Below are 13,538 nucleotides of genomic sequence, written 5' to 3'. Positions count from 1 at the left end.
CATGGTAGCAAAGCTCACTAAAGGATTTTGGCCTAAGGTCGCAAGTATTATACTCCGCAATAGAATCCTCATTCTTTTAGGGATTATTGGTTTCACTGTTTTCTTGGCTTTACAGTGGAAAAATATGAGGTTTTCCAACACGGAGGCCAATATTTTACCCGACGACCACCCAGCAAGCATTCAGTACAATGCCTTTACCAAAATATTTGGTGAGGAAGGCAATGCCATAGTTTTGGGCATCAAGGATTCTGCCTTGTTTACCCCTCAAAACTTTAACCGCTGGAACACCCTTAGCAAACAGCTGGAAGCTTTCCCAGAAGTGGATTATGTAATTTCTTTGGAAAATTTAAAGGAACTTGTAAAGGACAATGACACGCAAACATTTGTCATGGAACCCCTGATTTCAAGTCCTCCAAAGACGAAGTTGGAGATAGACTCACTTACAAATCACCTTTTCAACGAACTTCCTTTCTACGATAATTTAGTTTACAACCCCAAGAGCGGAACCATTCAAACCGTGATATATCTGGATAAGGATATAATGAACACCGCAGTCAGGAACGAGTTTATCTTGAACGACCTAGGGGAACTTGTTGACGATTTTGAGGAAGAAACACAATTGGATGTACGCGTTTCCGGCATGCCATATATCCGTACTTGGAACACTAAATCGATTGTAGATGAAATTGGTTTGTTTATTGTAGGTGCACTTTTGGTTACCTCACTCATTTTCTTCTTCTTTTTCAGAAGCTTTAGGGCCACTTTTATCTCCATGTGCGTAGTGATCATCGGGGTAATGTGGGCCTTTGGAATACTTGGCCTTCTCAAATACGAAATCACGATTCTTACAGCCCTGATTCCTCCTCTAATTATTGTAATCGGGATTCCCAATTGTATTTTCTTGATCAATAAGTATCAGCAAGAAGTAAAAAAACACGGAAATCAGGCATTATCACTGCAAAGGGTAATTTCCAAGATTGGTAATGCTACCTTAATGACCAACATTACCACCGCCTCAGGATTTGCCACCTTTATCATATTGGACAGTGATTTGTTGCGGGAGTTTGGTATCGTAGCCTCCATCAACATCATAGGTATTTTCATCCTATCCCTTCTGATCATACCCATTGTCTATAGCTTTATGCCGCTTCCCAAAACAAAGCACTTAAAGCACTTGAACAAAAAGTGGATGGACATTTTTGTCAATTGGATGGAGAACATAGTACGAAACCATAGGATTGCTGTGTACATTACCACAGTTGCAGTTTTGGTATTGAGCATTATTGGAATCTACCAAATGCGGATAACAGGAAGTAGAATTGAAGACCTCCCCAAGAAGAGTCACTTTTACAAGGATATCCAGTTTTTTGAGGCCGAGTTTGATGGCATAATGCCTATGGAAATTGTAGTGGACACCAAACGTAAAAATGGCGTTATAAAACCCGCCACATTGAAACGAATGGACCGACTAGGTACGGTAATCGATGAAATTCCTGAACTATCGCGACCTATTTCTATTGTTGACTTGGTAAAATACTCCAAACAGGCCTTTTATAACGGAATTCCAAAATACTATCAGCTACCAACGAGCCAAGAGAACACATTTATTATGAATGCCGTTCAAAAGTCATCCACTGGCGGAACTGAGCTTTTGCAAAGTTTTGTTGACAGTACAGGCCAAACTGCTCGTTTGACCACATACATGCGCGATGTAAAAATCGACCGTATGGAGGAAATTGAAAAAGATGTACAAGAAGCCATAACAAAGCAATTTCCATCGGAACAATACGATGTTTTTATGACAGGAAAAGCATTGTTGTTCCTAAAAGGAACCAAGTATTTGGTCAATAACCTGTTATTGTCCTTAGCACTGGCCATTGGTTTGATTTCACTTTTTATGGCATATCTATTCCGGTCCTTTAAAATGGTTATCATATCCCTGGTGCCCAACTTACTGCCGCTGGTTATTACTGCAGGGGTTATGGGGTATTTAGGCGTACCTATAAAACCTTCGACCATCTTGGTATTTAGTATTGCCTTTGGGATATCGGTTGATGATACGATTCATTTCTTGGCCAAATATCGTCAAGAACTAACCACACATCGTTGGCACATCAAAAGATCGGTGTATGCCGCTTTGCGTGAAACCGGTGTTAGTATGTTCTATACTTCCATTGTCTTGTTCTTTGGATTTTCCGTATTCATAATCTCAAGTTTTGGGGGCACAAAAGCATTGGGAGGTTTGGTTTCGGCCACTTTGCTGTTTGCCATGTTGTCGAATTTGATTTTGTTGCCATCATTGCTGCTGTCTTTGGAAAGAAGTATTGCCAACAAACAGGTACTCAAAAAACCACAAATCGACATTTTACCCATGGACGAGGACAACCTCAAGGACAAATAGTGTTCAAAACGCCCATAAATTAGGCAATTCCATTGCCATCGTTTTTTATCAAAAACCTATCTTTACCAACTAAATTACGATAGTTTTAGAATGATGTCTTATTCCATAAAAGAATTGCTAGAAAAGCAACCCGTAGGAGATTCCGTTGAAGTAAATGGATGGGTAAAAACATTTAGAAGTAATAGGTTTATCGCCTTGAACGATGGTTCAACCATTCATAACCTCCAATGCGTCGTAGATTTTGAAAATTTGGATGAAGCCTTGCTCAAACAAATTTCGACTGGTGCTGCCCTTAAAATCTCTGGAACTTTAGAAGAGAGCCAAGGACGAGGACAAAGTGTGGAAATTCAAGCAACGGATATATTTGTCCATGGGACTGCCGATCCTGAGACCTACCCTATTCAACCTAAAAAGCATTCGTTGGAGTTTTTAAGGGAAAAAGCACACCTTAGAGTGAGGACAAACACCTTTTCCGCTGTAATGCGGGTTAGGTCGGTACTTTCTTTTGCCGTTCACAGCTATTTTCAGCAAAACGGGTTTTACTATATGCACGCTCCCATCATCACCGGTTCCGATGCCGAAGGTGCCGGGGAAATGTTCCGTGTATCCACTTTAGACGCCAAGAAACCGCCTTTGGATGACTCTGGAGAAGTGGATTATTCCGAGGACTTTTTTGGAAAAGAGACCAACCTTACCGTATCAGGTCAGTTGGAAGCCGAGACCTATGCCATGGGACTGGGCAAAGTTTACACTTTTGGCCCCACGTTTAGGGCTGAAAACTCCAACACATCACGTCACTTGGCCGAATTCTGGATGATAGAGCCCGAGATGGCCTTCTTTGATCTGGATGCCAACATGGACCTTGCGGAAGATTTCATCAAATATATAATACAGTACGTTTTGGACCATTGCCAAGATGACCTGGAATTCCTGGAGAAACGCCTTTTGGACGAAGAAAAGACCAAGCCGCAAAACGAGCGCTCCGAAATGGCATTGATAGAAAAACTGAAATTTGTGGTCGGGAACAATTTCAAAAGAGTATCTTATACCGAAGCCATTGACATCTTAAAGAACAGCAAACCCAATAAAAAGAAAAAGTTCCAATTTCCTATCAACGAATGGGGAGCTGACCTGCAAAGTGAGCACGAACGTTTCTTGGTAGAAAAACACTTTAAATGTCCTGTTATCTTATTTGATTATCCAGCAGATATCAAGGCATTTTATATGCGCTTGAACGAGGATGGCAAAACCGTACGGGCCATGGATGTTCTCTTTCCAGGCATTGGTGAAATTGTGGGTGGTTCCCAAAGGGAAGAACGTTTGGATGTATTACAACAAAAAATTAAAGAACTGGATATTGACGAGAAAGAACTTTGGTGGTATCTGGATTTAAGAAAATTTGGTACTGCGGTTCATAGTGGTTTTGGACTTGGTTTTGAACGTATGGTTCAATTTACTACCGGAATGGGGAACATAAGGGACGTAATCCCCTACCCTAGAACACCGCAGAATGCAGAGTTTTAATTTGATTTTATTATTTTAAGAAAGTAAGATTGTAAATCATCAATCACTATGCTGAAACAACATCTACAGTTTAAGCTTTCCCAAAAACTGTCTCCACAGCAGATTCAGCTCATGAAACTGATTCAATTGCCCACACAGGCTTTTGAACAAAGGTTAAAGCAGGAGCTGGAAGAAAACCCTGCATTGGAGAGTGGCAAGGAGGAAGTTGATGCTTTGGATGATGTTTATGATGACACCTATGACGATTCTTCGGACAATGAGAATATCGACACAGAAGAAATAAATATTGATGATTACCTAAGTGATGATGAAATTCCAGATTACCGCACACAAGCCAACAACTATAGTGCGGACGATGAAGACAAAAGGGTTCCCTATGCTGCCGGGACATCATTCAACCAATACTTGATCAATCAATTAAATACTGCTTATCTGGACGATCAGGAATGGGCCATCGCCGAGTTCTTGGTGGGCAGTGTGGACGAAAGCGGTTATATCCGCAGACCACTCCCAGATATAATGGACGACCTTGCCTTTACCCAAAACATTTATGTCGAGGAAGATAAAATCAAGGAAATCCTCAAGATTGTCCAAGATTTAGACCCTCCTGGGGTAGCCGCTCGCTCTTTGGACGAATGTTTGATCATTCAATTAAAACGTAAGGAACAAAAACCTTCGGTTGAACTGGCCATCAACATTTTGGAAAGGTCGTTTGATCACTTCACCAAAAAACATTACTCCAAACTTATACAAAAGCACCATATTTCCGAGGAAGAACTCAAAACGGCAATTTCAGAAATTGAGAAACTCAACCCAAAACCTGGAGGTTCCTATTCCGGCAACACTCGCATGATCGAGCATATTGTGCCTGATTTTTCGATTAAAATAGTGGATGGCGAACTGGAGCTTACCCTTAACGGAAGAAATGCTCCGGAGCTACATGTATCCAAAGATTATAGCAACATGTTGGAAGGGTACAAAAACGCCAAGGAAAAATCAAAATCACAGAAGGACACGGTAATGTTCATCAAACAGAAGTTGGATGCTGCCAAATGGTTTATAGATGCCATTAGACAACGCCAGCAAACCCTGTTTATTACCATGAGTACTATCATGGAATACCAAAAGGAATATTTTATGACCGGGGACGAGAGAAAGTTACGCCCCATGATTTTAAAAGATATTGCGGATAAAATAGATATGGACGTTTCCACAGTTTCCCGAGTTGCCAACAGCAAATATGTGGATACACCTTATGGCACAAAGCTTATCAAAGATTTCTTCTCAGAGTCCATGAAGAACGAGCAGGGCGAGGATGTTTCAACCAAAGAGATTAAAAAAATACTAGAGACCGTTATTCGCGATGAGGAAAAGAAAAAACCTCTTACCGATGCGAAATTGGCAAAAATTCTAAAAGAAAGAGGCTACCCTATAGCCCGGCGAACCGTTGCAAAATATCGGGAACAGTTAGGCATACCCGTGGCAAGGTTAAGAAAGGAAATTTGATGCGCCATATACTCAATATTATTTCATACCTCTTCCACCCGTTGTTTATACCAATTGGAGGTACAATAGTGTATTTTAAAGTGGCACCTTATAGTACTTTGGAAACCCAAAGTGGCAACATTCTTCCTATTTTCATTCTTACAGTAATAATACCTATTATTTTTTTCTTGATTTTAAAGAACCTTGGGGTGATCAGTTCCATCTTTCTGCCTACCGTTAAAGAACGTAAATACCCCCTTTATATCAGCTGTATTATCTTTTTAATGATATTATATAAGGTAATACCCAATAATTACGTAAATGAGCTCTTTTATTATTTTACGGGGCTTTTGACCGCCACTTGCGCAACACTAATTTTATTGTTCTTTAAGTTTAAGACAAGTATGCATCTATTGGGAATGGGAAGTATTTTAACCTTCATGATTGCTTTGAGCATTCATTTTGAAATAAACATTACCATAGCCATAAGCTTATTTACACTTTTTACGGGATTGGTGGCCACTTCTAGATTATATCTCAAGGCTCACACCAAAAATGAATTACTAATAGGATTTGTACTGGGTTGTTGCTCCCAATTGATTATCTTGAAATACTGGTTATAGGATATAGAAAATCAATCCAATCCTAAGTACCCTAAGGTCAATGGAATTGCCATTAAGCGTAGCTTCTTCTTTAAGCAATGGATTTAATCCATAATAGGCATGAATGTTCCAAGTGTTGTATCCAAAGTTCAGCATAAGCCCGTACTGAAACTTTTCAATATCATCGTTGTAAAAAGAATCATTGCCATCCTCCGTTACCAGTTTAGACCTACCGGAAAACACATACCCAAATTTAGCCCCCGCATAAATTCTCCAAAACTTATATTCTTCCGCATTGGATGTTCGCCATCTTAATTCAAAAGGAAATTCTATAGCGTGGGTACCCAACTTACTCCGATTATAATCGATTTGGTCCATAATTTGGTAAACAACAGTACTATTCTCTTGTGAAGCCACCAAACTGGAATAATATGAATTCACTGCGTATCCAAACCCTAAACCTACACCAAAATTTCGTTTACGGTTAAAAGGAATATCCTTTATAAAACCAACTTGAAGATTATAGGATAGGTTTCGTTGGGCAAGTTCATCAGGTTTATCCAATAGAACATTGTAGCCAACACCAATATAAAATTGATCTTCCAAATATCGATCATCACCTCCCTGCATTTTATTGGTTGACTGACCAAGAATAGGAGAGGATAACAGTATAAAAACCGTACCTAATAAAAATTGATGTATGTTACGAACCATGTCTCTATTATAACAAAAAACGCCCCAAATTAAAAATTTGGAGCGTTTCCCACTAAATCTAAGCTATTGGCTACTGTAGATTGTTAAAAGCATCCCCTTCATAAGTGGTATAATTCACTTTAAGGGCATTAACTTCTCTCAATTGTTGCTTAATATCAGTGATAAGACCCATATTCGCATCTTTATCAACCTTTAAAGCCGTAGTCAATACATTTTGAAGTTCTTGCGGTTTTTTTGCACGTTCTGCCAATATGAATGTACCAACTTCGTCGACGTTGGCAAATTTATCATTCAATTGAATTTTTGGCTCTGTACCGAAAACCTTTTGATATTCTGGAGTAGGCGTTCCTACAAAAATGTAAATTACGCGATCCTTCTTTTCCAACTTCTTTATTTCCGAAGCATTGGGAAGGGTATTGGCAACCATTAACGAACTATCCTTCATTGTGGTTACGGTCATAAAGAAGAACAATAGCATAAAAACGATATCAGGTAATGAAGCCGTTGACACCGCTGGCAAATCGCCATCCTTCTTTTTGGTAAACTTAGCCATATTAAATAGTTTTTAATTGGTTGTTGTTTCTGCTTCTGAAAGCTTTTGCGGGAACATATCTTGGACACGCTTCACCTTATCTTTCAAATCATCCCTTACGTTTGATGGGGTTTCTGGATTAAGATACTCCGCTTCCATTTTAGTGAAATCCCTACCGTACAAACGTTGTGCTTCACGGTTACGCAAGTCGTTGTATGCACCTACCAGTTCGTTTTGAACTGTAATATAGGTACTGTACTTGGTCTCCCTATCATTTTTTAATGAAATAATGGCTTTTGTCGGGTTATCCGATGAGGCAGGGTCTTTCTTACCTTTACAATAATCACAAGACCCATCTGCACCGTTCTCCAAGAACGCAGTTGCAGCTCCTCTTAAATCCTCCATTTTCATTAGATTATCCTCAACCAAAAGTTGTCCATTTCTGTTGATGTTAACAGTAAAAATATTCTTCTGTCTGATAACAGGGGGGTTCTCTGGCGGCTCAATCGGCGGCAACATACGATCCAAACCTGCATCTGTTTCAATGGTGGTGGTCACCAAGAAAAAGATAAGCAAGAGGAAGGCAATATCCGCCATGGAACCGGCATTTACTTCCGGTGCTCCTTTTCTTCTAGGCATAATTATTTTTTTTACTTAACAAACATTCTTTTCAAACCTGGGAATACCATTAGAACAACCGCAATTGCAGTTAGGATGAAAAACACATTCAATCCCATTCCAATGTTTTTTACAGTTCCTTCCGTGGTCTCAACTCCTCTTTCGGACATTATTTCTACCACAGCCATATTATCAGATGAAAGCCCATAGGATATAGCCACAACAATAGCCAATCCACCTATAGCAAACAAGGCTTTCTTCAAGCTTCCCTTAGTGGAAAACAATTTTGCAAATCCGAAAACTACTGAAGTTATAACAGCAATAGCTAATAGGATGTACATAATAATGAACATAAAGTTCATTGAACCACTATTAATGGCATTTGGATCATCGGCAGATGGAAGAGAGAACCAAAGCACGGCTGCAAGCAATCCGATGACGATGAGTAATATTTTTACTATTTTATTCATGATTCTCGATAGTTTTTAATTCGTAATTATTTTTTATGGGCAGCCAACATGTCAATCAATGCAATTGAGCTGTCTTCCATGTCATTTACGATACTATCGATTTTAGCAATAATATAGTTATAGAAAATCTGAAGGATAATCGCCGTGATCAAACCAAATACAGTTGTCAACAACGCCACCTGAATATCACCTGCAATCAAGGAAGCACTCAAGTTACCTACCGCTGCAATTTTCTGGAAGGCCGCAATCATACCGATTACCGTACCCATAAATCCAAGCATGGGAGCAATAGCAATAAACAAAGACAACCAAGAAACGTTTTTCTCCAATTGACCCATTTGTACACCTCCGTAAGCCACAACAGCTTTTTCAGCAGACTCGATTCCTTCATCTACTCTATCCAAACCTTGGTAATAGATAGAAGCAACAGGTCCCTTTGTGTTTCTACAAACTTCTTTAGCAGCTTCAACACCACCTGAAGCCAAAGCGTCCTCAACTTGTTGCTTCAACTTAGTAGAATTTGTAGTTGCCAAATTCAAATAAATAATTCTTTCGATGGCCACAGCCAATCCCAAAATCAAACAAAGAAGTACGATACCCATAAAGGCAGGACCTCCTTGGATAAATTGCTCTTTCAATACTTGGGTGAAACCTTTGCTGGCTTCAGCTTCTTCTTGCAACATTGCTGCAGATGCAGTTGTAGTTCCCATCACAAACATTCCGGCAGCAGCCAGAGAAAAGGATATTTTTTTCATTTTACTTAAACTTAAATTTAGTTAGTTAATAATATAAAGATATAAAAATTTTACAATTGAAAAACTAAAATACCTTGCAGAGAGGAAGGGATTCGAACCCTCGATACACTTTTGGTGTATACACACTTTCCAGGCGTGCGCCTTCGACCACTCGGCCACCTCTCTATTGTTTTATTTAGGGCGACCAATAAACAAAAAAATAATTAGTTATAGAAATTTGAAGCGTTAATTTTACACCATTTCACCACGAAGTGGCGTCTCAAAAATTGTCTTGAACAATTTGTCGGGAACCCCAGTTCCCAAAAGGTACATCGCCTTTGTTATAGCTGCCTCGGTTGTAATATCCTTGCCGTTAACCAGTTGCATCTCTTTGAGCTTTTCACTGGTTTCGTAATGCCCCATAAAAACGCTTCCTCCGGAGCATTGCGTTACATTGATTATATGTAATCCTTTTTCTTTGGCCATTTTTAATTCATTCAAAAACCAATCGTCCATTGGAGCATTACCAGCACCATAAGTTTCTAAAATAAGCGCCTTTAAATCGGGTATATTCAACACAGATTGGAGCACATTTTGGTTAAGTCCTGGAAATAATTTTAAAATGGCCACCCTATTATCCATCTTTTTATGGACTTGAAGCGACTTATTTTTAACCACTTTTTTCCATAAATAGTTCTGATGCACCTTTAAATGCACCCCGGATTCCACCAAAGGTGGATGGTTTAACGATGCAAAAGCTTCGAAATGCTCCGCGTTTATCTTAGTGGTTCGATTGGCTCGGTACAATTTGTACTCAAAATACAATCCTACTTCTTGCACTACAGGTTTTCCTTTTTCCTGAAGCGCAGCTATCTCAATGGAAGTAATCAAGTTTTCTTTGGCATCGGTACGTAAGTCCCCAATCGGCAATTGGGAACCTGTGAAAATAACAGGCTTTTCCAAGTTTTCCAACATAAAGCTCAATGCTGAGGCAGAATAACTCATGGTATCACTACCGTGCAACACCACAAAACCATCATAATCCTCATAATGTTCTTCAATAATAGATGCAATAACCACCCAGTAATCGAGATTCATGTTCGAAGAATCGATGGGGTTTTCGAACGAAACTCCTTTGAGGTTACAATCCAGCTGTTTCAGTTCAGGGATATTTTTGACGAGTTCATCAAAATTGAACGCTTTGAGCGCACCTGTTTTATAATCCTTAACCATCCCGATGGTTCCTCCGGTATAGATCAGTAATATGTTGGTTTTCTTTTTCATGAAATCAGATTCCGAATATTTCTTTGGAGTTTTCTGTGGTGATCTCTGCAATTTCCTCCTCGGGCATACTATATATGGACGATAGTTTTTCCAACACCTTTACAATGTATGAGCTTTCGTTCCGTTTTCCGCGATAAGGGGTCGGTGCCAAATACGGCGCATCCGTTTCCAAAACAATGTGTTTAAGGTCGATTTGATTCAAAAACTTATCGATTTTGCCATTTTTAAAGGTAGCCACTCCCCCAATGCCCAACTTCATATTGTAAGATATAGCTTGATGGGCCTGCTCCAAGGTTCCTGTAAAACAATGAAAAATTCCGAAGAGGCCCTCCCCTTTTTCCTGCTCCAATACTTCGAACACCTCATCAAAAGCATCACGACAATGAATCACTATCGGCAATTGATGCTTTTTCGCCAACCGAATCTGATACGCAAAGGCTTCTTGTTGCTCTTTTAAAAAGGTTTTGTCCCAATACAGGTCCACCCCTATTTCACCAACTGCATAGAACTTTTTCTTGGTCAGCCATTCTTCTACATGCGCCAACTCTTCCTTATAATTTTCCTTGACGTGTGTTGGGTGCAATCCCATCATCAAAAATATATTGGCTGGATAGTTTGATTCCAAATCCAACATGGATTGGGTATAGGTTGAATCGATAGCAGGAATAAAAAAGCGTTCCACCCCTACATCCAGGGCACGCTGCATCATATCACTTCTATCCTCATCAAAGGCTTCACTATATAAATGGGTATGGGTATCGGTTATGATCATTTTTACTATTTGATGTTTTCCTGAACAGGTATTGAATCCTTCTTGTTCCTATACAATTCCATGGCTTTTTGGAATTTTAATGCTCCTTGTTTGGTTTGGTCATAAATAAATCCGTCCAACTCTGGATGATGTTCATCTATCCATGAAACCAAACTTTTACGATTAGCAGCCCATAAGGAATCATTAAAATCAACATATTCGACAATATCAATACTTTGTATTGCACCTTGCTTAATTTTCATAATCTCATTGGTGATAAATGGGCTGTCCTGCAAAAAAAGAATCCTATCACACTCTTTTGACACCTTCAAGTAAAGATCATCACCATCTTCTCTTAAATCCAAAATCCTATATTTTGGGGCAAATACCGAGTCCCATTGAAACAACGAATGGTAATCTTTCTTGGTGAAGGTTCTTTTATAATCCATTTCGTTAAACCGTATACTGTCCAAAAACAATCCAACTACTTGGTTATAATCGGATGCATTCAAGGCATCGATATAATCTTCAGCAATTTGAGCCTTATCAATTTTCTTGCGTTTTTGACCACAAGAAATTGCAACAGCTATGCAAAAAATTAAGACGGCAATCTTCTTAAAATTGAAAATATTCATAACGCAAAAATAGGTTTATCTTAGATGTCCCAAAACTTTGTTTCTGATTAAAGCCCCTCAAGAGCACATTTCCATATGGCATCACTCAAAAAATTCCTTAAATCCAAAGACTACATTAAAATACCTTTGGTATTTACCGAAACCAACCACTTTGAACTCGCAGCAACAATCAATGGTGTAACGGGCAAGTTCATCTTGGACACCGGAGCCTCCAACACCTGTGTAGGGATGGACAAAATCGAGTTTTTTGAAATGGCTTCCGAAGCAACGGACATTAAAGCTGCTGGGGCAGGTGCCACAGAAATGGAAACTTTGATTTCCAACAAAAACAAAATCCAAATTGGGGATTGGAAAAAAAAGAAGCTCAAAGTGGTCCTTTTTGACCTCACCCACGTAAACAAAGCCTTGGTCGCTCACAATGCATTGCCCGTGGATGGCATTATTGGCGCCGATGTCCTCAAAAAAGGTAAGGCCGTAATCGACTACAATAAAAAATGCCTCTACTTAAAAAAGTAAAGGCATTTGTCAGTTCGAGCGCAGTCGAGAACAACTCGCCCATGTATTATTTATTTATAATTCCAATGCTTTTTTCACGTTGCCGTCCATCAACAATTCTTCTGGACTTTCCAATGCTTCTTTTACGGCTACCAAGAACCCAACGGATTCCTTACCATCAATAATTCTGTGGTCATAAGAAAGTGCCACGTACATTACTGGTGCAATGGCAATGGCTCCGTCCCTTACAATCGCACGCTCTACAATATTGTGCATACCCAGGATTCCACTTTGTGGTGGATTAATGATTGGTGTGGATAACATGGAACCGAATACACCTCCATTGGTAATGGTAAAGGTACCACCGGTCATTTCATCTACAGTGATTTCACCTTCTCTGGCTCGGATGGCCAAACGTTTCACCTCGGCTTCGATACCTCTAAAAGTTAAGTTCTCTGCATTTCTGATGACAGGAACCATCAAACCTTTAGGGCCCGATACTGCAATACTGATATCGCAGAATTCGTAAGTGATCATTTCCTTACCATCTATCATGGAGTTAACGGCCGGATACATTTCCAAGGCGCGGATTACGGCTTTGGTGAAGAAGGACATAAATCCTAGACTTACACCATGCTTTTCCTTGAACTCTTCTTTATATTGTTTACGCAATTCAAAGATTGCGGACATATCCACTTCGTTGAAGGTGGTCAACATCGCAGTCTCGTTCTTGGCGGATACTAAACGTTCAGCCACCTTTCTACGCAACATGGACAGTTTGGAACGGGTCTCACCACGATTACCCCCAGTTGGGGTCCCCATTGACGGCACTGCTTTTACCGCATCGTCCTTGGTGATACGACCATCCCTACCGGTACCGGATACGGATGAAGCTGAAATACCTTTTTCATCCAATATTTTCTTTGCTGCCGGAGATGGTGCACCAGAAGCATAGGTTTCCTTTTTAGGCTCTTCTTTCTTTGGTGCTTCTTTTTTGGGTTCTTCCTTTTTAGGTTCTTCTTTTTTGTCCGATGCACCAGAACCTTCAGGTTTTTCCGCACTGGTGTCGATAAGGCAAACCACCTCACCAACGGCCACGGCGTCACCTACCTCGGCCTTAAGAGTAATAATTCCGCTCTCCTCTGCAGGAAGCTCCAATGTTGCCTTGTCCGAGTCCACCTCGGCTATGGCCTGGTCCTTCTCCACATAGTCTCCATCCTCTACCAACCACTCGGCGATTTCTACCTCTGTAATGGATTCCCCTGGTGAGGGAACTTTCATTTCTAAAACCAT

14 protein-coding genes and 1 tRNA gene are annotated in these 13,538 nt (G+C 40.0%); 5 read left to right on the top strand and 10 right to left on the bottom strand.

What is annotated here, in order from left to right; genetic code table 11:
• The first annotated feature begins 1 nt into the window (after window position 1).
• The 4 genes from ACQQ5U_RS10520 to ACQQ5U_RS10505 all read left to right on the top strand — a co-directional run bounded on the left by ACQQ5U_RS10520 (window position 2) and on the right by ACQQ5U_RS10505 (window position 6,033).
• Window positions 2-2,401: an efflux RND transporter permease subunit gene (locus tag ACQQ5U_RS10520; RefSeq protein ID WP_437397351.1), complete on the top strand. Its 2,400-nt coding sequence runs from the start codon at window positions 2-4 to the stop codon at window positions 2,399-2,401.
• A gap of 90 nt (window positions 2,402-2,491) precedes the next feature.
• Window positions 2,492-3,925, top strand: coding sequence for an asparagine--tRNA ligase (gene asnS, locus ACQQ5U_RS10515; RefSeq protein WP_437397350.1), 1,434 nt, complete (start codon window positions 2,492-2,494; stop codon window positions 3,923-3,925).
• Window positions 3,926-3,973: 48 nt separating this feature from the next.
• Window positions 3,974-5,431 carry an RNA polymerase factor sigma-54 gene (rpoN, locus tag ACQQ5U_RS10510; protein WP_437397348.1) on the top strand — a complete coding sequence of 486 codons (1,458 nt, stop codon included), beginning with the start codon at window positions 3,974-3,976 and terminating at the stop codon, window positions 5,429-5,431.
• Entirely contained in the window at window positions 5,431-6,033 is a 603-nt protein-coding gene (locus ACQQ5U_RS10505) for a hypothetical protein (protein ID WP_437397347.1), read from the top strand. Before rpoN ends, ACQQ5U_RS10505 begins: the two co-directional genes overlap by 1 nt.
• Here the strand turns inward: ACQQ5U_RS10505 and ACQQ5U_RS10500 are convergent.
• From ACQQ5U_RS10500 to ACQQ5U_RS10460, 9 genes are all read right to left on the bottom strand, one after another.
• Entirely contained in the window at window positions 6,028-6,726 is a 699-nt protein-coding gene (locus ACQQ5U_RS10500; RefSeq protein WP_437397345.1) for a porin family protein, read from the bottom strand. The two genes, ACQQ5U_RS10505 and ACQQ5U_RS10500, sit on opposite strands and share 6 nt — an antisense overlap.
• Window positions 6,727-6,796: 70 nt before the next feature.
• The gene (locus ACQQ5U_RS10495) at window positions 6,797-7,279 is read right to left on the bottom strand and encodes an ExbD/TolR family protein (RefSeq protein ID WP_437397343.1); all 483 of its coding nucleotides are present in this window, start codon (window positions 7,277-7,279) and stop codon (window positions 6,797-6,799) included.
• A gap of 12 nt (window positions 7,280-7,291) precedes the next feature.
• Window positions 7,292-7,897, bottom strand: coding sequence for an ExbD/TolR family protein (locus tag ACQQ5U_RS10490; protein ID WP_437397341.1), 606 nt, complete (start codon window positions 7,895-7,897; stop codon window positions 7,292-7,294).
• An 11-nt stretch (window positions 7,898-7,908) separates the two neighbouring features.
• Window positions 7,909-8,346, bottom strand: a complete 438-nt coding sequence (locus tag ACQQ5U_RS10485; protein ID WP_437397340.1) for a hypothetical protein — start codon at window positions 8,344-8,346, stop codon at window positions 7,909-7,911.
• A gap of 26 nt (window positions 8,347-8,372) precedes the next feature.
• Window positions 8,373-9,101 (bottom strand): MotA/TolQ/ExbB proton channel family protein, encoded by a 729-nt coding sequence (locus ACQQ5U_RS10480; protein ID WP_437397338.1) that lies wholly within the window; start codon window positions 9,099-9,101, stop codon window positions 8,373-8,375.
• Window positions 9,102-9,178: 77 nt separating this feature from the next.
• Window positions 9,179-9,266: transfer RNA gene (locus ACQQ5U_RS10475), tRNA-Ser, on the bottom strand.
• 66 nt (window positions 9,267-9,332) lie between these two features.
• Window positions 9,333-10,364 (bottom strand): asparaginase, encoded by a 1,032-nt coding sequence (locus ACQQ5U_RS10470; RefSeq protein ID WP_437397336.1) that lies wholly within the window; start codon window positions 10,362-10,364, stop codon window positions 9,333-9,335.
• Between the two features lie 4 nt (window positions 10,365-10,368).
• Complete coding sequence (locus ACQQ5U_RS10465; protein WP_437397334.1) at window positions 10,369-11,136, bottom strand: TatD family hydrolase; 768 nt, start codon at window positions 11,134-11,136, stop codon at window positions 10,369-10,371.
• Between the two features lie 5 nt (window positions 11,137-11,141).
• Window positions 11,142-11,750: a hypothetical protein gene (locus ACQQ5U_RS10460; protein ID WP_437397332.1), complete on the bottom strand. Its 609-nt coding sequence runs from the start codon at window positions 11,748-11,750 to the stop codon at window positions 11,142-11,144.
• A gap of 75 nt (window positions 11,751-11,825) precedes the next feature.
• Between ACQQ5U_RS10460 and ACQQ5U_RS10455 the strand changes: the two genes are divergently transcribed.
• Entirely contained in the window at window positions 11,826-12,266 is a 441-nt protein-coding gene (locus ACQQ5U_RS10455) for a retropepsin-like aspartic protease family protein (RefSeq protein ID WP_437397330.1), read from the top strand.
• A gap of 54 nt (window positions 12,267-12,320) precedes the next feature.
• Here ACQQ5U_RS10455 and odhB read toward each other — a convergent pair whose 3' ends face one another.
• A complete protein-coding gene (gene odhB / locus ACQQ5U_RS10450) occupies window positions 12,321-13,538 on the bottom strand; it encodes a 2-oxoglutarate dehydrogenase complex dihydrolipoyllysine-residue succinyltransferase (protein WP_437397328.1) in 1,218 nt (405 codons plus the stop codon).

This window comes from Flagellimonas lutimaris, assembly GCF_051494225.1.
In the GTDB taxonomy this organism is placed as follows: domain Bacteria; phylum Bacteroidota; class Bacteroidia; order Flavobacteriales; family Flavobacteriaceae; genus Flagellimonas; species Flagellimonas lutimaris_A.
The sequence above is the reverse complement of the archived record's forward strand: the minus strand, read 5'-3'. Positions and strand labels throughout refer to the sequence as shown.

Coding starts and splice junctions, on each gene's coding strand:
- ACQQ5U_RS10520 (WP_437397351.1), top strand. CDS start 2: ATGGTAGCAAAGCTCACTAAAGGATTTTGGCCTAAGGTCGCAAGTATT.
- asnS (WP_437397350.1), top strand. CDS start 2,492: ATGATGTCTTATTCCATAAAAGAATTGCTAGAAAAGCAACCCGTAGGA.
- rpoN (WP_437397348.1), top strand. CDS start 3,974: ATGCTGAAACAACATCTACAGTTTAAGCTTTCCCAAAAACTGTCTCCA.
- ACQQ5U_RS10505 (WP_437397347.1), top strand. CDS start 5,431: ATGCGCCATATACTCAATATTATTTCATACCTCTTCCACCCGTTGTTT.
- ACQQ5U_RS10500 (WP_437397345.1), bottom strand. CDS start 6,726: ATGGTTCGTAACATACATCAATTTTTATTAGGTACGGTTTTTATACTG.
- ACQQ5U_RS10495 (WP_437397343.1), bottom strand. CDS start 7,279: ATGGCTAAGTTTACCAAAAAGAAGGATGGCGATTTGCCAGCGGTGTCA.
- ACQQ5U_RS10490 (WP_437397341.1), bottom strand. CDS start 7,897: ATGCCTAGAAGAAAAGGAGCACCGGAAGTAAATGCCGGTTCCATGGCG.
- ACQQ5U_RS10485 (WP_437397340.1), bottom strand. CDS start 8,346: ATGAATAAAATAGTAAAAATATTACTCATCGTCATCGGATTGCTTGCA.
- ACQQ5U_RS10480 (WP_437397338.1), bottom strand. CDS start 9,101: ATGAAAAAAATATCCTTTTCTCTGGCTGCTGCCGGAATGTTTGTGATG.
- ACQQ5U_RS10470 (WP_437397336.1), bottom strand. CDS start 10,364: ATGAAAAAGAAAACCAACATATTACTGATCTATACCGGAGGAACCATC.
- ACQQ5U_RS10465 (WP_437397334.1), bottom strand. CDS start 11,136: ATGATCATAACCGATACCCATACCCATTTATATAGTGAAGCCTTTGAT.
- ACQQ5U_RS10460 (WP_437397332.1), bottom strand. CDS start 11,750: ATGAATATTTTCAATTTTAAGAAGATTGCCGTCTTAATTTTTTGCATA.
- ACQQ5U_RS10455 (WP_437397330.1), top strand. CDS start 11,826: ATGGCATCACTCAAAAAATTCCTTAAATCCAAAGACTACATTAAAATA.
- odhB (WP_437397328.1), bottom strand. CDS start 13,538: ATGGTTTTAGAAATGAAAGTTCCCTCACCAGGGGAATCCATTACAGAG.